This window comes from Microbispora sp. NPDC088329 (genome assembly GCF_040685655.1).
Classification (GTDB): Bacteria; Actinomycetota; Actinomycetes; order Streptosporangiales; family Streptosporangiaceae; genus Microbispora.
On record NZ_JBFBIP010000017.1, the window covers coordinates 146936 to 170548 of the forward strand.

Annotated in this window: 16 protein-coding genes; 9 read left to right on the plus strand and 7 right to left on the minus strand. The window is 71.6% G+C overall.

Annotation, left to right across the window (positions count from 1 at the left end; translation table 11 throughout):
• Window position 1: 1 nt before the first annotated feature.
• Genes AB0O28_RS28015 through AB0O28_RS28035 form a run of 5 tightly spaced genes read right to left on the minus strand, consistent with a single transcriptional unit; the run spans window position 2 to window position 10793 of the window.
• The gene (locus AB0O28_RS28015; protein WP_363645198.1) at window positions 2-1822 is read right to left on the minus strand and encodes a condensation domain-containing protein; all 1821 of its coding nucleotides are present in this window, start codon (window positions 1820-1822) and stop codon (window positions 2-4) included.
• A complete protein-coding gene (locus AB0O28_RS28020) occupies window positions 1819-2052 on the minus strand; it encodes a hypothetical protein (protein ID WP_363645200.1) in 234 nt (77 codons plus the stop codon). The genes AB0O28_RS28015 and AB0O28_RS28020 overlap by 4 nt, the downstream gene beginning before the upstream one ends.
• Window positions 2046-3632 (minus strand): condensation domain-containing protein, encoded by a 1587-nt coding sequence (locus AB0O28_RS28025; RefSeq protein WP_363645202.1) that lies wholly within the window; start codon window positions 3630-3632, stop codon window positions 2046-2048. Before AB0O28_RS28025 ends, AB0O28_RS28020 begins: the two co-directional genes overlap by 7 nt.
• A gap of 1 nt (window position 3633) precedes the next feature.
• Window positions 3634-5181 carry an AMP-binding protein gene (locus AB0O28_RS28030; protein ID WP_363645204.1) on the minus strand — a complete coding sequence of 516 codons (1548 nt, stop codon included), beginning with the start codon at window positions 5179-5181 and terminating at the stop codon, window positions 3634-3636.
• Window positions 5178-10793 carry an amino acid adenylation domain-containing protein gene (locus tag AB0O28_RS28035; RefSeq protein ID WP_363645206.1) on the minus strand — a complete coding sequence of 1872 codons (5616 nt, stop codon included), beginning with the start codon at window positions 10791-10793 and terminating at the stop codon, window positions 5178-5180. Before AB0O28_RS28035 ends, AB0O28_RS28030 begins: the two co-directional genes overlap by 4 nt.
• A gap of 548 nt (window positions 10794-11341) precedes the next feature.
• On the opposite strand from AB0O28_RS28035, the gene AB0O28_RS28040 reads away from it, so the two are divergent.
• The 6 genes from AB0O28_RS28040 (at window position 11342) to AB0O28_RS28065 (ending at window position 18311) form a co-directional block, all read left to right on the plus strand.
• Entirely contained in the window at window positions 11342-12265 is a 924-nt protein-coding gene (locus tag AB0O28_RS28040; protein WP_363645208.1) for a thiamine pyrophosphate-dependent dehydrogenase E1 component subunit alpha, read from the plus strand.
• Window positions 12262-13239, plus strand: coding sequence for a transketolase C-terminal domain-containing protein (locus tag AB0O28_RS28045; protein WP_363645210.1), 978 nt, complete (start codon window positions 12262-12264; stop codon window positions 13237-13239). Before AB0O28_RS28040 ends, AB0O28_RS28045 begins: the two co-directional genes overlap by 4 nt.
• Window positions 13236-14474, plus strand: a complete 1239-nt coding sequence (locus tag AB0O28_RS28050; protein WP_363645212.1) for a 2-oxo acid dehydrogenase subunit E2 — start codon at window positions 13236-13238, stop codon at window positions 14472-14474. The genes AB0O28_RS28045 and AB0O28_RS28050 overlap by 4 nt, the downstream gene beginning before the upstream one ends.
• Window positions 14471-15793, plus strand: a complete 1323-nt coding sequence (locus tag AB0O28_RS28055; RefSeq protein WP_363645214.1) for a GH1 family beta-glucosidase — start codon at window positions 14471-14473, stop codon at window positions 15791-15793. Before AB0O28_RS28050 ends, AB0O28_RS28055 begins: the two co-directional genes overlap by 4 nt.
• A 608-nt stretch (window positions 15794-16401) precedes the next feature.
• Window positions 16402-17286, plus strand: coding sequence for an aldose 1-epimerase family protein (locus AB0O28_RS28060; protein ID WP_363645216.1), 885 nt, complete (start codon window positions 16402-16404; stop codon window positions 17284-17286).
• Between the two features lie 20 nt (window positions 17287-17306).
• Window positions 17307-18311 carry an aminoglycoside phosphotransferase family protein gene (locus AB0O28_RS28065; protein WP_363645218.1) on the plus strand — a complete coding sequence of 335 codons (1005 nt, stop codon included), beginning with the start codon at window positions 17307-17309 and terminating at the stop codon, window positions 18309-18311.
• A gap of 2 nt (window positions 18312-18313) precedes the next feature.
• On the opposite strand, the gene AB0O28_RS28070 is transcribed toward AB0O28_RS28065, so the two are convergent.
• Entirely contained in the window at window positions 18314-18481 is a 168-nt protein-coding gene (locus tag AB0O28_RS28070) for a hypothetical protein (RefSeq protein WP_363645220.1), read from the minus strand.
• A 119-nt stretch (window positions 18482-18600) separates the two neighbouring features.
• On the opposite strand from AB0O28_RS28070, the gene AB0O28_RS28075 reads away from it, so the two are divergent.
• Window positions 18601-19848 carry an FAD-dependent oxidoreductase gene (locus AB0O28_RS28075; RefSeq protein ID WP_363645222.1) on the plus strand — a complete coding sequence of 416 codons (1248 nt, stop codon included), beginning with the start codon at window positions 18601-18603 and terminating at the stop codon, window positions 19846-19848.
• 11 nt (window positions 19849-19859) lie between these two features.
• Window positions 19860-21209 (plus strand): class II 3-deoxy-7-phosphoheptulonate synthase, encoded by a 1350-nt coding sequence (locus AB0O28_RS28080; protein WP_363645224.1) that lies wholly within the window; start codon window positions 19860-19862, stop codon window positions 21207-21209.
• 214 nt (window positions 21210-21423) lie between these two features.
• On the opposite strand, the gene trxA is transcribed toward AB0O28_RS28080, so the two are convergent.
• Window positions 21424-21789, minus strand: a complete 366-nt coding sequence (gene trxA / locus AB0O28_RS28085) for a thioredoxin (protein ID WP_363645226.1) — start codon at window positions 21787-21789, stop codon at window positions 21424-21426.
• A gap of 122 nt (window positions 21790-21911) precedes the next feature.
• On the opposite strand from trxA, the gene ctaD reads away from it, so the two are divergent.
• Window positions 21912-23597: a cytochrome c oxidase subunit I gene (ctaD, locus tag AB0O28_RS28090; protein ID WP_363645228.1), complete on the plus strand. Its 1686-nt coding sequence runs from the start codon at window positions 21912-21914 to the stop codon at window positions 23595-23597.
• The last annotated feature ends 16 nt before the right edge of the window (window positions 23598-23613 follow it).

A 23613-nucleotide genomic window follows, 5' to 3' on the forward strand; every position in this document is an offset into this window, starting at 1 on the left:
GTCACCTTCCCAAGAGGGTCATTGCGGAAGACGGGGCCCGGCCGTCGCCCTCGATAAGGCGGGGGCAGGCGGGCCAGTCCGCGGGGCCGGCCGGCGGCTCCGGGCACAGGACGTAGTGGTGGGGGGCGAGCACGTCGGTCCGGCCGGCCGCGGCGCGCATGAAGGCGGTGTGGACGGCGTCGGGCGTGTCCAGCCCGGGACGCGCGACGAGATACCCGGTCAGCCTGGCCGCCCCGCCGCCGGTGCCGTCTCCGGTGCCGTCTCCGGGGTTCTCCGCGACGACCGCGGCCTCGGCTCCGCACACCCGGCGGAGCAGCGCCTCGGTCTCCGGCAGGCTCACCCAGTCGTGGCCGATCGCCGTCCACCCGGCGGGGCGCCGTACGGGGTCCAGACCCGCGATCTTCGCGACCTGGTCCAGCGGCACCTCCTCCGAGACGGCCCGGACCAGCAGCTCCTCCAGGCCGGCGAGCATCCGCTCGGCGACGGCTCCCGGCAGGAACGCCGTGTCCACCAGCACGTAGAACTCACAGCTGGACGGGGCCGGGCCGGTGGCGAAGAAGATCCTCGCCTTGACCGCGGGATAGGCGCCGACGAAGAACGTCCTGGTGCGGCCCCGCAGCGCGGCGAGCGCCGCGGCGTCCCCCGGATCGACCTGCGGCAGGCCCTGCCAGCGGCCCGCCTGCCTGACGTCGTTGAAGAACGCGTCCAGGTCGATGTCGGCGCCGCGGTCCCACGCCTCCGCCTCCCACGCGGCCAGCACGAGCGCGGGGTCGTAGTGCCCGTTCCGGTACGTCGCCATGGTCTTGCGATGTCCGTGGCGCAGCGCCTCGGCGAACGTCCCGTTCCCCAGGTCGATGACGCACAGCCCGTCCTGGGCGGCGGGCCCGGCCATCGCCTCCATCCCGGGGTGGTGCCGGTTCGACACGATGAGCTGCATCGCCGCCGTGGGGTGCCCGGTGACGGCGGCGAGCAGCGCGGCGCTCGCGACCGTGAGCACGCTGGAGGTCGTGACGCCGTGCCGGGCGGCGAGCGCCTCGGCGGCCACGGCCGCCGCCGGAGAGTCCATCCCGTGGCGGACGAAGCGCGGCTCCTCGGGCTCCCGAACCGGGAAGTCGAACATCGAACGCGGGGCGGACGCGAGACCGGTCCGCCAGTGCCGCAGCGCCTGCCCGCCGGGCGGCGGGTCGGACTGCTCGAAGGCGGCCTGGTCGAGCGGCTGCCAGTCCGGGCCGGGCAGGTCCTCCCCGGCGACCAGCCGGGGCCACTCCGCGGCCACCATGTTCAGCGACCAGCCGTCGAGCGCGAGGTGGGACAACGCGAGCGCCAGCGCGCGCGGCCGCCCCCGCTGGCAGACCACCGCGCACCGGATCGGCAGCTCGGCCGCGTAGTCGAACCCGGTCGCGGCCAGCTCGGCGGCCAGCGCCTTGGCCGCGCTCATCGGCTTGGCCGCCGCCTCGTACACGCCGACCGTGAGCCGGCCCTCCCTGCTCACCCGCTGGACCGTGGTGTCCCCGGTGTCCCCGGTGGTGGCGCCGGCGCCCTCCCCGTCCCGGACGAACGCCGTGCGCAGCGTCTCGTGCCGCTCGATGAGGCGGCCCACCGCGCGCAGCACGGCGTCCAGGCCGGCCGTGCCGGTCACCGGCAGGGTCCAGGCCAGGTTGAAGTAGGGGTCGCCGTCGTCCAGCCACTGGGTGGAGCGCCAGATTCCCCGCTGGCCCCAGGTCAGCGCGGCCTGCCCGCCCCGGGCGCCGCGGAACTCCACGGTGCGCGGCGGCAGCGCCGTGAGACCGGTGACCTGCGCCGTCGGCGGGCCCGCGGTCACGTCCGCTGCCCCGCGATGTGCTCGACCAGGCCGTCGAGCGTGTCGAGATGACCGCCGTCCAGGTCGACGTCGCAGTCGAACTCAATCTCCAGCAGGTCGATCAGCCGGAGGTAGGCGATCGAGGTGAGGCCGAGCGCGGGCAGGCTGCAGTCCGCCTCCAGGACGTCGGCGACGGCCAGGTCGCCGCCGCTCGCCTTCGACACCAGCTCGGCGACGCGCTCCCTCAGCATGCCTCCTCCCGCAGGCGGGCGACCTCCGCCGCGATCCCGGTGATCGTCGGCTCGTCGAAGAACACGTCGAAGGACAACTCCACGTCCATCCGCTCGCGCACCTTGGCGATGATCTGAGTGATCGACAGCGAGTGCCCGCCGAGGTCGAACAGGTCCTCGTCCGGGCCGATCTCCGGCATGCCGAGCACCTCGCGCCAGATCTCGCCCACCTCCGCCAGGTACGGCGCGGCGTCCGCCTCACCGGCCCGGGAGGCGGCGGCCGGCTCCCCGGCCCGCGCGAAGGACGGCTCGACCGCGCCGCCGGCCAGCGGGGACGGCAGCGGCAGGTCGGCCACGCCGGCGTCGGGGGCGGCGGCCACCGCGCGCAGCAGGGCGAGCAGGTGCTCGGCGACGGTCTCGCAGCCGGAGCGGCTCAGGACGGCCGGGTTGAACTGCAGCCGGGCGGCGATGCCGTCCGGCGCGTCCACCACCTGGAGGTGCAGCGTGCCGCGCACCGCGTGGTTGAACGACATCCAGTCCACCGACGCCTCCACGCCGGGGAACCGCGGCGCGCTCCCGTCACGCCTGCGATAGCTGACCGAGACCGGCGTCAGCGCGGTGCGGGGGCTCACGCCGCCGACGGCACGCGCGAGCGGCACCTGCCGGAACCGGTAGACGGCCCGCAACTCCTCGCGCAGGGAGCGGGCGAACTCGGCGAACGTCCCGCCCGGAGCCGGAGCCGGCACCGGCAGTTCGTTCACGAAGGGGCCGATGTGGCCCCGCGTCTCCTCGGTCCTGGTCGACAGGTCGACGGCCACCGCGGCGTCCTCGTTGCCGTACGCCGCGAGCAGGGTGTGCACGGCGGCGAGCACCAGCTCGAACCGGGAGACGCCCATCTTCTCGGCGGCGACGGCGAGGTCGGCGGGAAGCGCGAAGTCGACGGCCTCGCCGGCCGCGGCGCGGATCGAGACCCCGGAGAGCCCGGGGAGGCGCAGGTCCTGCCGGTCACGCCAGCGGTCGCGCCAGAACGCGGCGGCGTCGCCGAGCAGCTCGGCCACCCGGGCGTCCTCCCGCTCGACGGCCTCGCCGTACGCCGCGGGTAGGGCCGGCGACGACAGCCCGGCGTAGGCGTCGGCCAGGCCGCGCACCAGGATGTCCTTCGACATGCCGTCGAAGACGGCGTGGTGGGCGACGAAGACGAGCAGGTGCCGCTCCGGCGCGAGCCGGAAGACGGTGAACCGCGCGGTCGGCCCGGTCCCGAGGTCCAGGGCGAGCGCGGTCTCGCGCTCGACCAGCTCGCCGGGCTCACGCCCTGCATCCTCGGACCCGGAGGCGTCCTCGAACCCGATCGGCGGCGGAACGGCGGCGGGCACCAGGCGCAGCACGCCGTCCCGCTCCGCCAGGGCCGCGGCGAGCTGGGGATGCGCGCGTACCACGTCGTGGCAGGCGGCCAGCAGCCGGTCCACGTCGAGAGGGCCGTCGAACCGGATGGCCAGGGGCATGTGGTACACCCGGCCCCCGCAGCCCATCCGCTCCGTTATCCACATGCCGTGCTGCGCGAGGGACGCCTGCTCCCCCTCGCCGACCAGTGTCGGTGACATCTCACTTGCCTTCCGTCGTGCTGATCACGGAGTCGCCCAGCAGCGCGGGCAGCCCCTTCTTGATGACCTTGCCTGACTGGTTCCTGGGCAGGCTGTCGACCACGAGGACCCGTTCGGGCAGCTCGTGCCAGGCCAGCCGGTCCATCAGGAAGGCGCGCACCTCTTTTTCCGACAACCCCGGGCTCTCCGGCCGCCCCTGCGACCTGGGCACGACCGCGGCGCCCAGCACGGAGCCCAGCACCGGATGCGGGAGCCCGAACACGGCCGCCTCGGCGATCCCCGGGTGCTCGTGCAGCGCGGCCTCCACCTGGAGTGTGGACACCTTGAACGCGCCGCTCTTGACCACGTCGCTCTCCCGGTCGACGAGGTAGAGGTAGCCGTCGGCGTCCACGTAACCGACGTCGCCCATACGCACCCAGCCGTCGCGGAACGACCGGGCGCTGGCCTCGGCGTCGCCGTAGTAGGACCGGGTGGCGGTGGGCGAGCGCATCCAGACCTCGCCGGTCTCCCCGGGCGGGAGCGGGGTGCCGCTTTCGTCGGTGATGCGCAGCGAGCCGCCGAACGCCGGCCGGCCCAGCGCGGCCGGCCGCGTCCGGTCGTAAATCATGATCGTCTGGGCGGGGGCGGCCTCGGTGGACGTGTAGTAGTTCGTCACGGTCGCGTTCGGGAAGGCCGCCGACAGACGTTCCGACAGGGCGGGAGGAAGCGCGGCCGCCGCCGACCCCAGCAGCACCACGCTGGACATGTCGTGCCGCTCGTGCAGCCCGGCGTCGAGCAGCTCGATCGCCATGGAGGGCACCAGGAACACGGTGCCGGGGCGGTAGGTCTCGATCAGCCGGGCGAACCGGCCGGGCGTGAACCGCGCCGGGGTCAGCACGGCCGGCCGGGCGTCCAGCGCGTTGATCAGCATCGTCTGGCCGGCGTTGGTGCCGATCGGGAAGGCGTGCAGCAGATGGCGGGAGTGGGCGAACCTGCGGCGCTTGGGCTGGGTTACGCATCCGTAGGCCAGGTTGGCGTGGCTCGCGCCGACCCCCTTGGGCCGCCCGGTCGTGCCGGAGGTGTAGAGGATCTGCGCCAGGTCGCCGGGCCGCACCCGCGGTCCTTCCTGCGCCGTCTCCGGCTCGACGCCGGCTTCCAGCTCCGCCGGTGTCGCGGTCCACGAACGCTCCGCCGGCGCCGCGAGGTCGCGGCCGAGCAGCACCGCCGCCGCCGCGCAGTGCTCGATCATGTAGCGCAGCTCGGCCGGCGCCAGCCGGTCCGACATCGGCACGGCCACCGCGCCCGCCTTGAGCACCCCGAAGAACGCCACGGCGAAGTCGATCCAGTCACGGCTGCCGAAGTGCAGGGCCACCCGGTCGCCCGGTGTGATCCCCCGGTCCGCCAGGCCGGCGGCGAGCGCCGCCGACCTGCGGTCCCACTCGGCGAAGGTGAGCGTCCCGTGTCCCTCGACGATCATCGCCACGCCGTCCGGTTCCTGCTCCGCGCGCAGCCGCAGCAGCTCCGGCACGGTGAGCGCGGGCACCGCCCGCGTCCCCGTCGTCCCCGTCATGCGTGCTCCTTCTCGGGCTCGCGGGCCGCCGGTGTGTCCGCCCGTGTGTCCGCCTGCTTGTCCCTACGGGCGGCCGCGATGCGTTCGGTCAGGGCCTGGTAGCCGACGACGTCGTCCGGCAGGGCGTCGGGCACGTCGGTGTCGAACCGGCGCAGCACCCGCACCCGCATGCCGACCAGTGCGATGACGGCGATCGCCAGGGCGAAGCAGGCGTACATGAAGCCGATTCCGCGGCCGGGGCCGGTGCCGAGCACCGCGCCCACGGTGTCGGCGAGCGGCCCGTCCGGGGCGAGCAGCGGCTCGAAGACCTGCGCGCCGTACGGCGCGACAAGGCCGAACCCGATGGGCAGCGTGGACCAGGCGACCAGCGTGTTCAGCGCGATGACCCGTCCGTGGAACCGCTGCGGCACCTTGACCTGGATGATCGTGGCGTAGACGCCGTTCAGCAGGGTGAGGCACAGCGACATGCCGAACGCGCCGACGGCGATGAGGAACAGGTCCTGGTTCAGCCCGGTCAGCAGGCAGAACACCGACAGGGCGAGCGTGGACAGCAGCACGCCGTACAACCGCCGTCGCCGCGGGCCGCCCCAGGCGGCCATGGCGAGACCACCGAGGAAGGCGCCGAGCCCGCCCGCGAACGACACCCGGCCGACCTCGGCCAGCGACCCGAACGACAGCACCAGCGGCGAGATCATCATGAACAGCGGGGACAGGAAGATGTTCAGCACCGCGAAGTAGAACAGCATCGCGCGGAAGCCCCGGTTGCCCCAGGAGTGGCGGATGCCGCCCATCATCTCGGCGAGCACGCTCTCCCGCCGCTTCCAGGCCATCGTCGCCGGGAAGCGGATCAGCGCGATGGTGAGCGTGGCGACGACGTAGCTGGCCACGTCGATGACCAGGATGCCCTCCAGCCCGATCGCCGCCATCAGCCCGACCGCGATCAGCGGCACGATGAGCTGCGCGGTGCCGGTGGCCATCTGGACGACGCCGTTGGCGTGCCCGAGGAACCGTTTGGGCACGAGCTGCGGGATCGCCGAGCCGTACGCCAGCCGTTGGAAGGTGAGCGCGACGGACAGGCAGACCAGCAGTGGATAGATGTGCCAGACCTGCAGGTTGCCGGTCCACAGCAGCAGCCCGAGCACGAGCTGGGTGCCGCCGGCGGCCGCGTCTCCGGCGATCATGACCTTGCGCCGGTCGAACCGGTCGACGAGGGCGCCGGCCAGCGGGGCGACGAGCATGCCGGGCAGCAGGCCGAGCACGGAGAACAGCGCGAACCTGGCGAGCGAACCGGTGGTGAGGTAGATCCACAGCGGGATGGCGAACTCGGTCAGCGCGGAGCCGGTGATCGAGACGAGCTGTCCGGCCGCGACGATGAGGAAGCGCCGCATGCTGGGCGGCGGGCCGACGCGCACCTGCGTGTCCGCCGCGCCGCCGTCGCCGTCCGTGCCGTCCTTCGCCGCGCCGGCCTCGGTTCCGGTTCCGGCTTCGGATTCGGCACCGGCCTCGGCCGACCGGCTCGAGACGCCCTGCAACCACCAGGTGCGGCCCTCGTCCCGTTCCATCCCCTCCGTACGTCCGGAGGCGAGGGCGGCGTGGGTGCCGGTGACGATCTCGGCCAGTTCGTCGCTGCGATACCGCAGGAAGAAGTGCCCGGCCTCGTCGAGGACGACGCACGCCGTCTCGTCCGACAGGCAGTGCCACTCTTTGTAACGTTCCTGGTAGAACTCGGCCGCCGGGTCGCGCTCGCCGACCACGGAGATCACCGGCGCGCGCAGCGCCGGGCCGCCGCCCTCCTCGAAGATCCGCGTGAAGTACCGCTCGGCGGCGCGGGTGCCTTCGCGGCGGTTGCGCACGATCAGTTTGACCTGTTCCCGGCCGAGGTCCTCCACGTCGAGCCCGGCCGCGGTCAGGGCGTTGACCCGCTGCTGGTCGCTGGTGAGCTTGTCGAAGAAGGTGCCGAGCCAGTTCATGCCGCGGCCCGGCCGGGCGAAGGGGAACACGCCGCCGAGGTACAGCGCGTCCACGGTGCGGCCGTCCGCCTCCAGCCTCCGGGCGATCTCGGCGGACAGCATGACGCCGAGGCCGCAGTGGCCGTACAGCACGAGCGAGCCGCCGTTCCTGTCCATGATCTCGCAGATCTCGGCCACACAGTCGACGACGACCTCGTCGAACGGCCGGGCCTCCTCACCCAGCTCGTGGCCGGGCACGGCCACCGAGAAGAGCGCCCAGTCGTCCGGCAGCGCGTCCGCGAGCGGCTGGTAGACGACCGCGCTGCCCCCGCCGTACGGCACGCACACCATGGTGGTGGTGGCGGGCCCGGCGGGGGTGAGCCGGTGCAGCAGCGAGCGCGGCACGTCCCCCTCGGCCGTGAGCAGCCGGGCCAGCTCGCGGACGGTGCGGTGCTTGAACACGTCGAGCACCGTGATCTGCCGGTCCGGATGCGCCTTGCGCAGCCGGGCGATGACCCGCATCGCGAGCAGCGAGTGGCCGCCCAGGGCGAAGAAGTCGTCGAGCGCCCCCACGCGCTCGACGTCCAGCACCTCCGCCCAGACGCGGGCCACGTCCTCCTCGGCGCCGGGCGCCGGGGCGACGTATTCTGCCGCCGCCACGTCGGCCTCCGGCTCGGGCAGCCGCGAGCGGTCCACCTTGCCGTGCGACTTGAGCGGCAGCTCGTCGAGCCAGGCGTACCGCGAGGGGACCATGTACGCGGGCAGCCGGTCGGCCAGCCACGCGCGCACGTCGGCGGTCTCCGGCCGTGCGCCGTCCACGCCGCTCTCCGCGTTCCCGGCGGCGGGGACGAGGTAGGCGACGAGCTGCTCGCCGCGCGGCTCGACCACGGCCTGGGCGACGTCCGGATGGTCGGCCAGCACCGACTCGACCTCACCCAGCTCGACTCGGTAGCCGCGGATCTTCACCTGCAGGTCGCGGCGGCCCAGGAACTCCAGATCGCCCGTGCCGGACCACCGGCCGAGGTCCCCTGTGCGGTACATGCGCGCGCCGGGCGGGCCGTACGGGTCGGGGAGGAACCGGTCGGCGGTCAGTCCGGGGCGGTTCAGGTAGCCGCGGGCCAGCCGGTCGCCGCCGAGGTAGATCTCCCCCGGCACTCCGGCGGGCACCGGCCGCAACCGCTCGTCCAGCACGTACGCCCGCGCCCCGGGCAGCGGCGAGCCGATCGGCAGGCTCACGCTCGCCTCGGCGGGTCCGTCGGGAGCGGGCAGCCGGGCGACGTCGTAGGTGGTCACGCCGACGGTGGCCTCGGTCGGCCCGTAGTGGTTGACGACCCGGCAGCGGCCCAGCGCCTCCAGCTCGGCCGCCCAGCCGCGCGGGGCCGCCTCGCCGCCCAGCAGCAGCAGCTTCCTCGGCAGCAGGTCGTCCGGCCCGGCGTCGGCGAGCAGCGCGGCCAGATGTGACGGCGTGATCTTGAGGTAGTCGATCCCGGTCCGCCGGAAGATCTCCGCCAGCTCGGGGCCCGCGGTGCGCGAGGGCACCAGGTGCAGCGTGCCGCCGGTCATCAGGCACAGGTAGAAGACCGTGACGCCGAAGTCGAAGGCGAGGGACTGGAGCAGGGCGAAGGACGAGCCCGGCTCCACGCCCAGCCGCTCGCGGACCCCGGCGAGGTAGACCATCACCTCGTGGTGCTGCACCGCGACGCCCTTGGGCCGCCCGGTGGTGCCGGAGGTGTAGATCACGTACGCCAGGTCGCCCGGCGCCGTGGGTCCCCAGGGCTCACCGGGCTCCGGCGCGTCCTCGTCCGTCTCGTTGTCGAGGTGCACGGCGGTCACGTCGTCGGGCAGCCGGTCGTGCAGGTCCGGGCTGGTCACGACGACCGACGCCGCGGCGTCGGCCAGGACGTACTCGAGCCGGCCGCGCGGGTGCTCCGGGTCGAGCGGCAGGTAGGCCGCGCCCGCCTTGAGCACGCCGAGCACCGCGACCGCGAGCCCGGTCGACTGCTCCAGGCAGATCGCCACGCGGTCGTCGCGCCGCACGCCGAGCCCGCGCAGCCGCCGGGCGAGCCGGTCGGCCGCGGCGTCCAGCTCGGCGTAGGTGAGGGCGTCGTCCCCGCTGACGACGGCGGTCGCCGACGGGGTGCGGGCCGCCTGCGCGGCGACGACCTCATGCAGCGCCGACGCCCCGCCGAACGCGTCCGCCGCAGGCGCCTCGGCCTCGGGAGCCGCTCCCGCGAACCCGAGCACGCGGTCGCGCTCGGCCGCCGGAAGCAGCTCGAGGTCCGACACCCGGGCGTGGGGGTCGGCGACGATCGACCTCAGCAGGTTCTCGAAGCACTCCGCCAGGCGCGCGATGGTGGCCGGCCGGAACAGCTCGGTGCGGTAGGTGATGGTGCCGTGGAGGGCGTCGCCCTGGTCCATCAGGTACAACGCGAGGTCGAACCGGCTGGCGGTCACCTCGAACGGGTACGCCGACATGGTCAGGCCCTGGGTGCGCAGGGCCGCCGACCGATAGTTCTGCAGCGCGAACATCACCTGGAACACCGGTGACCTGCTGACGTCGCGCTCGACGCCGAGCTCGCCGACCAGTCGGTCGAAGGGCAGCTCCTGGTGCGTGTAGGCGTCCAGCGCCGTCTCGCGCACCCGGCCGAGCAGCTCGGCGAAGGTCGGGTCGCCGGACAGGTCGGCCCGCATCGGCAGCGAGTTGATGAAGAGCCCGACCACCCGCTCCAGCTCCGGCAGGTCGCGCCCCGAGACGGGTGACCCGACCGCGAAGTCGTCCTGACCGGAGTAACGCCCGAGGAGCACCTGGAAGGCGGCGAGCAGGGTCATGTACAGCGTCGCGCCGTTCGCCGCGGCCAGCTCCGTGAGCGCGTCCACCAGCTTACGGTCCAGCACGACGTCGTGGGCGGCGCCCGCCGATCCCTGCTCGGGCGGGCGCGGCAGGTCGGTCGGCAGCTCCAGCGGCGGCAACCCGGCCAGCCGCTCCCGCCAGTAGCGGATGTCGTCCTCGTGGGTCCGTCCGCGTTCCCACACCGCGTAGTCGCCGTACTGCACGGGCGGGGCGGCGAGACCGGCGTCGGTCCCGGTCCGGTACGCCTCGTGCAGGGCGAGCAGCTCCTCCATCACGATGTCGCAGGACCAGCCGTCGGTGACGGTGTGGTGCATGGTCAGGAGCAGTACGTGCTCGAGGGCGCCGAGCCGGACCAGGAGCAGCCGCAGCAGCGGGCCGGTGGTCAGGTCGAACGGCCGGCCCAGCTCCTCCTGGACGACCTCCCGCGCGGTGGCGGGGTCGTCCGACAGCCGCAGCTCCACCAGCCGCAGCTCCACCAGGGGCTCGTCGTCCAGCACGATCTCCGGCGTCCCGTCATCGGTGGTGACGAACCGGGTGCGCAGGGTCTCGTGACGCCGGGCCACCTCCATGAGGGCGCGTTCCAGGGCCGCGTCGTCGATCTCACCGCCGTCCAGCCGGACGGCGAAGGCGACGGTGTAGGCGGTGGTGCCGGGGGCGTACTGCTCCAGGAACCACAGGCGCTCCTGCGCGTGCGAAAGCGGCGGGTGGGTGCCGGCCGGGCGCGGCGGCACGGTGACGCTCGCGGCTTTCCCGGCCCTGAGCCGCTGTGCCAGCAGCGCCTGCTTGGCCGGTGAGAGGCCGGTCCGGGTCACGACGCCGGCACCTCGGTTGAAATTTGCATTAAGAACATGGCATTCCTCTGTGCGCTCTGCGCCCCGGTACGCCGGCGATTCGATGCGAAGACGCGGGCGGCCAACGACCCGGCGGCGGAATCACCGCCGGTGAGCTTCCTGCCTGGTGCCTGGCGCGGCACGGAATCCACTGCCGCTCGCGCCGGTAACCCCCATTTCGGACGCATTAGTGGGAACGCTCCCACGGCAGTGGAGGCTAGAGATCAGGGCTTTCGTTCGTCAAGTGTCATGGAAGTTTCTGTCCGTTATTAGCCCCAAGGCGGGGAATGTGAGGATATTGCCGCAGATCACGGACAATGCGGTCGTAATACGTCGATTTCGCCATATGGCCGGGGATTGACAAGGCCTCTTACCGCACCTACCCTCCGTGGGAGCGCTCCCAGATACAAGGCGCTCCTGTCAATGGATGCCGGCGCTCCTGTCCATGGATGCCGGCGCTCCTGTCCCTGGCAGCCGGGCCCGGCGTCGAGCGCGCCCTCGACCGAAGACGCACCAGGAGCGGACCACCTGTGATCGTCACCGCTGCACCGGCCCGGAGCCCGCGGCATGCCCTCAACGACGGGGATCTCCGCTCACTCCTCCTCATCCGGCACTTCGAGCGAGCCCTGCTCCGTCTGTTCGAGCAGGGCGTGCTCAGTGGCACCACCCACACCTGCCTCGGGCAGGAGTACATCCCGGTCGCGCTGTCGGCCCTGCTCCGCGACGACGACTTCGTGTTCAGCAACCACCGGGGCCACGGCCACTTCCTCGCCCGCCACCCCGACCCGCACGGCCTGCTCGCCGAGATCATGGGGCGGGAGGGCGCCCTGTGCGGGGGTGTCGGCGGCAGCCAGCACATCTACCACCGGCGTTTCCTGTCCACGGGGGTGCAGGGCGAGAGCCTGCCCGTGGCGACCGGGGTGGCCCTGAAACTGGCCGGCACGGGAGCGCTGGCCTGCGCGTACATCGGAGACGGCACCTGGGGCGAGGGCGCCGTCTACGAAGCGCTGAACATGGCGTCCCTCTGGCGGGTGCCGCTGCTGGTCGTGGTCGAGCACAACGGCATCGCCCAGTCGACCCCCACGTCCGCGCAGATGGCCGGCACGATCGCCGCCAGGGCGGCGGCCTTCGGCGTCCGTCACCACCACGTCACGTCCACCGACGTCGGCGAGATCAGGCAGGCCCTCGCCCCGCTGGTCGACGCCGTGCGGGCCGAGCCGTCCCCGCTGGTGGTCGAGTTCGCCACGCACCGCCTCGGACCGCACAGCAAGGGCGACGACACCCGCCCGCCGGAGGAGATCCGCCGGGTCCGGGAGTCCGACTGGTACGACCGGTACGCCGAGGCCGATCCCGAGCGGTTCGCCCGGGTCGACCGGGAACAGCGCGAGCTCGTCGAGCGGGTGGTCGCCGAGGTCTCCGCCCGGCCCTGCTCCCGGCCGGGAGGGGCGGCGTGACCAGGGTCTCCGAGCACCTCAACCAGGCGCTGCACGATCTGATGGAGTCCGACCCGTCGGTCCACCTGCTCGGCGAGGACGTCAGCGACCCCTACGGCGGCGCGTTCAAGATCACTCGGGGGCTGTCCGGCCGGTTCGGCTCCCGCGTGAGGTCGACGCCGCTGAGCGAGGGCGCGATCGCCGGGGTCGGGGCCGGGCTGGCCCTGGCCGGCGACAAGGCCATCGTCGAGATCATGTTCGCCGACTTCGTGGCGCTGGCGTTCGACCAGATCACGAACTTCGCCGCCAAGTCCACCTCGATGTACGGCAGGCCCGTGCCGGTGCCGCTCGTGGTGCGCTGCCCCACGGGCGGCAACCGCGGCTACGGCCCGACCCACAGCCAGAACCCGCAGAAGCACTTCATCGGCGTGCCGGGACTGTCCCTGTTCGAGATGACGCCGTTCCACGACGCGGGCGAGCTGTTCGCCCGGATGTTCGGGCTCGGGCGGCCCTGCCTGTTCTTCGAGGACAAGGTCCTGTACACGCGGCAGATGTACCGCACGGACGACATGTTCCGGTTCGAGCTGGTGGACGACGTGGCGCGGGTGTACCTCGACGGCGCGGGCCGCCCCGACTGCACGCTGGTCACCCATGGCGGGCTCGTCCACCGGACGCTCGACGCCATGCGGGCGCTGCTCCTGGAGGACGACCTGGTCTGCGAACTGCTGGTGCCCGCCCAGCTCTACCCCGTGCCCCACCTGCCGGGGCTGGAGGACGCGCCGCACGTCTGCGTCGTCGACGACGGAACCGAGGGCGGCACCTGGGCGGCCGAGGTGGCCACGGCGCTCTACCCGCGCCTGTGGGGCCGGCTGCGCCGCCCGATCACGCTAATAAACTCGGCGGACGGGGTCATCCCCGCCGCCCCCCATCTGGAACGTGAGGTGCTCGTGCAGGCCGACAGCATCCGGGCCGCGGTGAGAGGGGCGCTGTCGTGACCGAGTTCCGCGTACCCAAGCTCAACAACAACGACACCTCCTACATCCTGGTCGAGTGGCTGGCCGGGGACGGGCAGGCGGTGCGGGACGGCGAGCCGATCGTGCTGCTGGAGACCTCGAAGGCGACCGAGGAGGTCGAGGCCCCGGCGGAGGGCGTCCTGCGGCGGCTGGTCGACGAGGGGGCCGAATGCGAGCCGGGGCAGGTGATCGCCCGCCTGCTCGGAACCGCGGACGAGGCCGCCGGCGCGGACGAGCCCGTCCAGAAGGCCGCGGACGAGAATCCGCGCGGGCCGCAGACCCCGGCGCCGCCCGGCGACGTCTCGGGCGTGGTCGTCACCGCGCCCGCGCGCGAGCTGATCGAGGCGCACGGCATCGCCATGGAGCGGGTGTACGCCCTCGGCCGGAAGGTGATCAGGCGGACCGACGTCGAGGAGCTGCTCGCCGGGGACACCACGGGCACGGACGACACCACGGGCACGGACGACACCACGGGCACGGACGACACCACGGGCGCGACCGGCACCGACGGGGACGACGACGGACAGTGGATCACGCTGTCGCGGGCGCAGCAGCGGACGGCCGAGGTCGTCGAGCGGTCGCTGCGCGAGATTCCGGCGGCATTCACCGCGATGAACGTCGACGTGACCGAGGTCCTGTCGCTCGCCCGCGACCTCACCCGCCGGCTGCGGACCCTGGTCGGCCTGCCGGAGATGGTGGTGAAGGCGGCTGGCGGGCTGCTCGACCGGTTCCCGATGTTCTTCGCGGAGCCCGCTCCCGGCCCGCGGGCGAGAAGGGCCGCCACCGCCGACGTGGGCGTGACGGTCGACGTGGGCCGGGGACTGTTCATCCCGGTCGTCCGCGATGTCGGCAACCGGCCGCTCGCCGAGATCGCCGCCGACCTGGTCGGCTTCCGCAAGACGGCGCTCACCGGGTCGTTCCGGGAACGCGACCTCCAGGGAGGCGCCATCACGCTCACCCTGCACACGCACGACGGCATCGTGTTCGCCGTCCCGATCGTCTTCCCCGGCCAGACGTGCGCGCTGTCGCTGACCGCGCCGCGTTCGGAGGTCGTCCAGGACGGCTCGGGCTTCGCCGTACGCAAGACCGCCACAATCGGCCTCGCGTACGACCACCGTTTCATCAACGGTCGCGATGCCGCGGAGTTCCTCGGCGAACTCCGCACGGCGCTCGAATCACCCGCGCGTTTCCTCACCGAGAATGGGATGAAGCCATGAACTCACCCGCACGGTTTCCGGCCGACTTCGTTTGGGGCGCCTCCACCGCGGCCTACCAGATCGAGGGCGCGACCACGGAGGACGGCCGCGGGCCATCGGTGTGGGACACCTTCTGCGCGGTCCCCGGGAACGTACGCGACGGAGACAGCGGGGAGCACGCCGCCGACCACTACCACCGTTACAACGATGACCTGGACCTGATCGCCGACCTTGGCCTGGGCAGCTACCGCTTCTCCATCGCCTGGCCGCGGATCCAGCCCACGGGATCGGGCAAGCCCAACCAGAAGGGCATCGACTTCTACCGCCGGCTCGTCGACGGGCTGGCCGAGCGCGGCGTCCGGCCGATGGCCACGCTCTTCCACTGGGACCTGCCGCAGGAGCTGCAGGACCGGGGAGGCTGGGAGAATCGGGACACCGCCGAGCGCTTCGCCGAGTACGCCGGGATCTGCTTCGACGCCCTGGAGATCAGGGACTGGCTGACGATCAACGAGCCCAAGACGGTGGTCGACTGCGGCTACCGGTTCGGCCAGCACGCGCCGGGCTTCAAGGACGACGCGCGCGCGTTCGTCGCCTGCCACCACCTGCTGCTCGCGCACGGCCTCGCCTCCCGCGTGCTGCACGAGCGGCACCCGGGACGCCGCATCGGCCCCGCGCTCAACCTGCACCCCACCTACGCGGCCGACGACACGCCGGAGGCACGCGAGGCGGCCCGCCACCAGGACGGGCTCGAGAACCGGCTCTACCTCGACCCCATCTTCAAGGGCCGCTATCCCGAGGACACGCTGCGCTGGATCTCCGAGCGCGGCCCGATGGCCGACCACATCCTCGACGGAGACCTCGACGTCATCAGCGAGCCCATCGACGTGCTGGGCGTGCAGTACTACACCCCGGTTTTCGTGGACGGCAAGGGCGAGCGGGTCTTCGTCCACGAGCGGGCCCAGGCCGAGTGGCTGGAGATCTACCCCGAGGGCCTGCACGACATCCTCGTCCGGGTGCAGCGCGACTACCCCGGCGTGCCGATGGTCATCACCGAGAACGGCCTGGCCACCGTGGACGGGGTCGACGCCGACGGTCGCGTCCGCGACGATCGGCGGATCGCGTACCTGCGCGACCACCTGAGCGCGATGCGCCGCGCGATGGAGGCCGGGGCGCAGGTCGAGGGCTACCACGTCTGGTCGCTGCTCGACAACTTCGAGTGGGCCGAGGGATACAGCCAGCGGTTCGGCATCGTGTACGTCGACTACACGACGCAAAAGCGCGTCCCCAAGGACAGCGCGCTCTGGTACCGCGACGTCGTGAAGAGCGGCGAGCTGCGCTGACGCCCACGGAGCCCCCCACCGGCCTCCCAGGGTGATCGTGCGGTTTGTCACGCCGCCACGGGCCGGCCGGCAGACACACCTGACCTGATCGCTGCGACGCCCCGCCGCGCGACCCGCGCGGACGCTTCCCCTGATCTCGCAGTGCGAGATCAGGGGAAGCGTTCCGGCCGGTCGGCGCGGTCACGCGCGCTTCCCCTGCGCGATCACGAACAGGAAACGCCCGGTCGGAGCCCGGGCGTGCGGCGAACTACGAGATCACGTGCGGGAACCGCCCGAGTGCCGCGCGTGCGGCACGCTGCGAGATCACGGGGGCGGGGGTCGTGCGGGGGCTGAAACTTTCAGCGGGGACCGGTGGGCGGTCGCCCATGCACGTGCATGCGATGACCGGTCTGCGGCAAATCGGTGCTGTTACATCGATCTACGCGACAATCCCGCGAATAAGTTGACGCGTCCGCCGAAAAGACTTAGCTTTTCCCTCTATGGGAGCGCTCCCACAGCTCTCCCAATGAGCTACCCCGCTTGGATCAAGGGCGATGAGCCGGGATAAAGTCCCTGCATACCGTCAGATGACCCGCTTCTTGACGTCGCGTAAGCGAGAGGACTCCCCTGTGCCCGATTACACACTTGCCGGCGGCGGTTACCAGGCCACGATCAGCGAGCGGGGCGGCGCGCTGCGCGTGCTGCGCCACGAGGGCCGCGATCTGGTGACGAGCTGGCCGGAGGGCGGGCCGGTCCCGTACTACAGCGGCACCATTCTCGCTCCCTGGCCGAACCGCGTGGTCGGCGGCACCTACGTCTTCGACGGGCAGCGCCGCCACCTTCCGGTGAACGAGCCCGACCGCGGGCACTCCCTGCACGGGCTCGTCGCCGGCCTCGACTGGAAGTGCGCGGAGCTGCTGTCGGTCGAGGACCACCACGGCCACGTACGGCTGACCCACCTCGTGGAGCCGAGCGAGGGCTACCCGCACAGGATCGCCCTGGAGGTGCGGCACTCGGTGTCCGAGGAGGGCCTGTCGACCACGCTGACGGCGCAGAACGTCGGCGAGACTGCGGCGCCCTACGGCTGCGGGCCGCACCCCTGGCTGCTGGCCGGGCCGGAGGTCACCGCCTACGAGCTGAGCCTCCCGGCCGGGAAGGTGCTGCTCACCGACGACCTGCTCGCCCCCACGGACCTGGTCGACGTCGCGGGGACGCCGTACGACTTCAGGACGCCGCACGTGATCGGGGACACCGCCGTCGACCACGCCTTCACCGGCGTGACGGAGGGACGCGTGCGCGTGCTCGGCCCCGAGGGCGGGGTGGAGCTCACCTGGGACCCGGCGGTGATGCCGTGGATCCAGATCTGCACCGGCACGGGGCTCGGCCATCGCGGACTGGCCGTGGAGCCGATGACCTGCCCGCCCGACGCCTTCAACTCGGGCACGGATCTGATCGTTTTGCAGCCGGGGGACAAGCACGAGGCCACGTGGACCATCGCGCTCACCGCTCCGTAACTCCGTCACGGGAAGACTGAATGGACAGCAGGACGAAAAGGCGGTTACCCCCCGCGCAGCTCGAGGAGATCACCCGCGACGCGCTGGGCTGCGGGCTGACCTCGTCGGAGGAACTCACCGACGGCTTCGCGAACAGCGTCTGGCGACTCGGCCTCGACGACGGCCGTCACGTGGTGCTCAAGCTCGGGCCTCCGCCCGGCCTGCGGTTGCTGACCTATGAGCGGCATCTGCTGCGGACCGAGGCGATGGTCTACCACCTCGCCCAGCCCGTGGGGCTGCCGATGCCCGCCCTGCTCCGGGCGTCGTTCGACGACCCGGTGGTGGGCGGCGACTACCTCATCCTGTCCGCGCTCGACGGGAAGCCGTGGAACCGGACGACGGTCAGCCCCGCGGAAGAGAGCACGCTGCGGTTCGAGCTGGGCCGTCTCCTCGCCCGCCTGCACGCGATCCCGGGTACGGGTGCCTTCGGCTACCAGTACGCCGGGCTGACCGGGCGGACGTGGCGGGAGGCGTTCCTCGTCATGATCGGCGCCCTGCTCGACGACGCCGTCTACTACAACACCCCGCTCCCCGCGACGATCGTGGAGATCGTCGGGCTCGTCCACATGAACGCGCACGTCCTCGACCAGGTCACCACCCCGTCGCTGGTGCACTTCGACGTCTGGCCGGGCAACGTGTTCCTGAACGGCGACGGGCGCGTCCAGGCGCTCATCGACCATGAGAGGGCGTTCTGGGGCGACCCGCTCGCCGACTTCGTCACCCCCACCATCTTCGGCGAGCTGCGCGAGGACGATCCACTCCTCGCGGGCTACCGGCAGGAGGCCGGCCCGCTGACGCTGGACCACGCCGCCCGCGTCCGGATCGCCCTCTACCGGGTCTACCTCTACCTGATCATGCTGGTGGAGGACGGCCCGCGGCAGTACCCGGAGGAGGCCTACGCCCGCACCAGGGACATCACCACGCGGTCACTGGCCGCCGGCCTGGACCTGCTGCGCGCGGGGTCCCGGAACCACGCGCACGTCTGAGGTCACGCCTCCAGCGTGAGGGACTGCGAGCCGCACCCGTTGCCGGTGTGCGGCTCGGAGTCGCCGGTCCCGGCGAGGGCCGCGGGGGCTCCGACGGTCAGCGACGCCACGAGGGACAGGACCATGGCCCCGGCCGCGACGCGCGGCAGGCGGCTGACACGAGCACTCATGACGACTCCCACAAGACCGACTCTGTTGATCACAAAATAGCGGTACGGCCCACGCTCCGGTAGGCCCACTCCTGGCCTCGTCGTCCTCCGCGTGAGATGATTTCAGCGGGTGATGAATTATGGAGACTACATGCGTGATCGCGGGCGGCGGACCCGCGGGTGTCATGCTCGGGCTGCTTCTGGCCCGCGCGGGCGTCGACGTCACTCTGCTGGAGAAGCACGGGGACTTCCTGCGCGACTTCCGCGGTGACACGATCCACCCCTCGACCCTTCGGGTGCTGGACGAGATCGGCCTGGCCGAGGCCTTCCATCGGCTGCCGCATCGTAAGGCGTACGCGATGTCCATCCAAACCGACGACGGCCAGGTGCCCATCGCCGACCTGCGGCGCCTGCCGGGTAAGTACCAGTACATCGCCTTCGTCCCGCAGTGGGACTTCCTCGACCTCCTCACCCGCGAGGCGAGCGCCTATCCCAACTTCCACCTCCTGATGAACGCCACGGTCGTCGATCTCGTACGGCGGGACGGGGCGATCCGCGGGGTGCGCTACCGCGACGAACGGGGCGAGGAGCACGAGATCAGGGCCGTGCTCACGGTCGCCGCCGACGGCCGGCGCTCCGACGTGCGGCGGGCGGCCGGGCTGGCGCCCAGGCGGTTCGGCGCGCCGATGGACGTCGTCTGGTTCCGGCTGCCGCGGGCGCAGGACGATCCCGAGCAGCCGTTCCTGCGGGCGTCGGCAGGACGGCTCATGGTCGCCATCAACAGGGAGACCTACTGGCAGCTCGCCTACGTCATCCCCAAGGGCGGCTTCGCCGCGCTCGAGGCGAAGGGCGTCGACGCTCTGCGCCGCGATGTGGAACGGCTGCTGCCCTTCCTCGGCGGCCGGACCTCCGAGCTGCACGGCTTCGACGAGACCGGCGTGCTCAGCGTCGAGCTGAACCGGCTCACGCGCTGGCACCTGCCCGGGCTGCTGCTGATCGGCGACGCGGCCCACGCGATGTCGCCGGTCTTCGGCGTCGGGATCAACCTCGCGGTGCAGGACGCGGTCGCGGCCGCCAACATCGTCGGGCCTGCCCTGCTGCGCGGCCGGGCTCCCGTGGCGCTGCTCGCCAGGGTGGCGCGACGCAGGAAGGTGCCCACGGCCGTCGTGCAGACCGCGCAGCGGGTCGTGCAGGAACGGCTCATCCGGCCGGCCCTTTCCGGGCCCGTGGGGCGCGTCCCCGCCCTCACCCGCGTGCCGGTGGTGCGCTCGCTGCTGCCCCGGTTCATCGGGCTCGGGGTGCTTCCCGAGCACGTGCGTCTTCCGGAGCGAGAAAAGAGATCTCAGCAAATGGACAGGGATGAGGCCCCACGGGACGTGGTGCAATAACCTTGGTTTCCGTGAGCGCAACGAACCCAGAGACCAGTGCCCTGGACACTTGGCGTGACCTGCCCGCGGCCCAGCAGCCGGACTGGCCCGACCGCGGCGAACTGGACAAGGTCGTCGCGGAGCTGGCATCCCTGCCCCCGCTGGTGTTCGCCGGCGAGTGCGACCAGCTCAAGGCCGGCATGGCGGCCGTGGCTCGCGGTGAGGCGTTCGTCCTGCAGGGCGGCGACTGCGCCGAGACCTTCGCGGGCGCGACGGCCGAGAACGTGCGCAACAAGCTCAAGACGCTGCTGCAGATGGCGATCGTGCTGACCTACGCGGGCCGCGTCCCGGTCGTCAAGATCGGCCGGCTCGCCGGGCAGTTCGCCAAGCCGCGGTCCAAGCCCACCGAGGTCCGCGACGGCGTCGAGCTTCCGGCCTACCGGGGCGACATGGTCAACGGGTTCGACTTCACTCCCGAGGCCCGCCGTCCCGACCCCAACCGGCTCCTGCGCGCCTACCACTCCTCGGCGAGCACGCTCAACCTCGCGCGGGCCTTCACCAAGGGCGGCTACGCCGACCTGCGCCAGGTCCACGCCTGGAACCAGGACTTCGTCGCGGAGTCCCCGGCGGGTCGGCGCTACGAGCAGCTGGCGCGGGAGATCGACCAGGCGCTGGCCTTCATGCGGGCCTGCGGGGCCGACCCCGAGGAGTTCCACACCGTCGAGTTCTACTCCTCCCACGAGTCCCTGATCCTCGACTACGACCGGGCGCTCACCCGGATCGACTCGCGCACGGGTCAGCCGTACGACGTGTCGGCGCACATGGTGTGGATCGGCGAGCGCACCCGGCAGCTCGACGGGGCGCACGTCGAGTTCTTCAGCCGCATCCGCAACCCGATCGGCGTGAAGCTCGGCCCGACGACCACGCCGGAAGAGGCCATCGCGCTGATCGACAAGCTCAACCCGGACAACGAGCCCGGGCGGCTCACCTTCATCACCCGTATGGGCGCGGACAAGGTCCGCGACGCGCTCCCGATGCTGGTGGAGAAGGTCAACGCGAGCGGCGCGACCGTGGCGTGGGTGTGCGACCCGATGCACGGCAACACCTTCGAGGCGCCGAGCGGGCACAAGACCCGCCGTCTCGACGACGTGCTGGACGAGGTCGCGGGCTTCTTCGAGGTCCACCACGCGCTCGGCACCCACCCGGGCGGCATCCACATCGAGTTCACCGGCGACGACGTCACCGAGTGCGTCGGCGGCGGGCACGCCATCGTGGAGGAGGACCTGGCGCTGCGGTACGAGACCGCCTGCGACCCCCGCCTCAACCGCGGTCAGTCGCTCGACCTCGCCTTCCGCGTCGCGGAGCTGTACCGCTCGAGCTGAGCGGCACCGCCCATCCGAGTCCGCCCGCCAGACCGCACCCACCGCATCCTGGCCCGCCGAATCCTGCCGTCGCCCTCCCGATCATCCGGACGGGGCGACGGCGCTTTCGTCTTCGCAGCCGGACGAAAGGCGGTCCGCACCGCACAGTGGCGCACGCAGGCCGCGTGCACCACCGCGGGTCCGCACAGGAGCGGGCCCGGCGCGGCCCGGAGTCTCAGCTGTTCTTGGCCTCCGCCTCGATCTGGGCGCGGATGGCGTCCATGTCGAGCGCGCGCAACTGCCTGATCAGGTCCTCGAGCGCCGGCTGGGGCAGCGCGCCCGGCTGGGCGAACACCACGATGCCGTCGCGGATCGCCATGATCGTGGGGATCGCGGTGATCTCGAAGCCCTCCGACAGGGCGGGCTGCGCCTCGGTGTCGATCTTGCCGAAGGTGATGTCCTTGTGCTCCTCGGACGCCTTCTCGAAGATCGGGGCGAAGGATCGGCAGGGGCCGCACCAGGAGGCCCAGAAATCGAGCAGTACGATGCCGTTGTCGGCGATGTCGTTGAAGTTCTTCTCGGTTACCTCGATGGTCGCCATGGGCGACTCCTTTCGCTCGTTCTTCAGCGGGCATAACCAGCCGGACAATCCCAGCATTCCATTTCGCGATGAGCCTCGCGTGGTCGGGCAGGAGACCTTTTTGACGTAGAAGGAGCGACCGGATGACGACTCACGCCGTACGGCCAACCGACTTGACGGCCCCGAAGGGCCCCGGTGCCCGGATCGCCTCGTGGTTGTCGAGCACGGACCACAAGGTGATCGGCAACCTCTACATGATCACCGCGTTCTTCTTCTTCCTGGTCGGCGGCCTGGAGGCCATGGTCATCCGGGCGGAGCTCTTCGCGCCCGGCATGCAGTTCGTGACCTTGCAGCAGTACAACATGATGTTCACCCTCCACGGCACCAACATGCTGCTGTTCTTCGCGACGCCGCTGTTCGCCGGGTTCGCCAACGCGGTCATGCCGCTGCAGATCGGCGCTCCCGACGTGGCGTTCCCGAGGCTCAACATGGCCAGCTACTGGCTGTTCACCTTCGGCGGGCTGATGGTCCTGGGCTCGTCGCTCACGGGCGGGGCGCCGACGTTCGGGTGGACCGCCTACACCCCGCTGTCGACCGCGCCGTTCACCCCGCAGCTCGGCGGGGACCTGTGGGTGATGGGCCTGGCGCTGTCCGGGCTCGGGACGATCCTCGGCGCGGTGAACTTCATCACGACGATCATGTGCATGCGCGCTCCGGGCATGACGATGTTCCGGATGCCGATCTTCACGTGGAACGTGTTCTTCACCTCGATCCTCGTGCTGCTGGCCTTCCCGGTGCTCGCCGCCGCGCTGCTGGCGCTGGAGATCGACCGCAAGCTCGGCGCGCACATCTACGACCCGCAGTACGGCGGCCCGCTCCTCTGGCAGCACCTGTTCTGGTTCTTCGGCCATCCAGAGGTGTACATCATCGCGATCCCGTTCTTCGGCATCATCACCGAGGTGATCCCGGTTTTCAGCCGCAAGCCGCTGTTCGGGTACGTCGGGATGGTGGGCGCGACCATCGCGATCACCGCGCTGTCCGTCACGGTCTGGGCGCACCACATGTTCGCCACCGGGCGCGTGCTGCTGCCGTTCTTCTCGCTGATGACGTTCCTGATCGCGGTGCCCACCGGGGTGAAGTTCTTCAACTGGACCGGCACGATGTGGCGGGGCCATCTGAGCTTCGAGACGCCGATGCTGTGGTCGGTGGGATTCCTCGTGACGTTCCTGCTCGGCGGGCTGACCGGGGTGATCCTGGCCTCGCCTCCGCTGGACTTCCACGTGACCGACACCTATTTCGTCGTGGCGCACTTCCACTACGTGGTGTTCGGCACGGTCGTGTTCGCGATGTTCGCCGGCTTCTACTTCTGGTGGCCGAAGTTCGCCGGTCGCATGCTGAACGAGCGGCTGGGGAAGATCCACTTCTGGATGCTGTTCATCGGCTTCCACATGACGTTCCTCATCCAGCACTGGCTGGGCGCGCAGGGCATGCCGCGCCGGTACGGCGACTACTCGCCGAACGACGGCTTCACCTGGATGCACCAGGTGTCGAGCGTGGGGGCGTTCCTGCTCGGGCTGTCCACCCTGCCGTTCCTCTACAACGTCTGGTGGACCCTACGGCACGGGGAGAAGGTGACGGTGAACGACCCCTGGGGGCACTCCAACTCGCTGGAGTGGACGACCTCCTGCCCGCCGCCGCGCCACAACTTCGTGTCGATCCCGCCGATCCGCTCCGAGCGGCCCGCTTTCGACCTGCGCTATCCGCGTCTGGGCGGCAAGCCGGGCGAGCCGCCGGAGACCAAGCGGGACTTCGTCGATCCCAACCTCTGACGGACAGAAGGGGCCC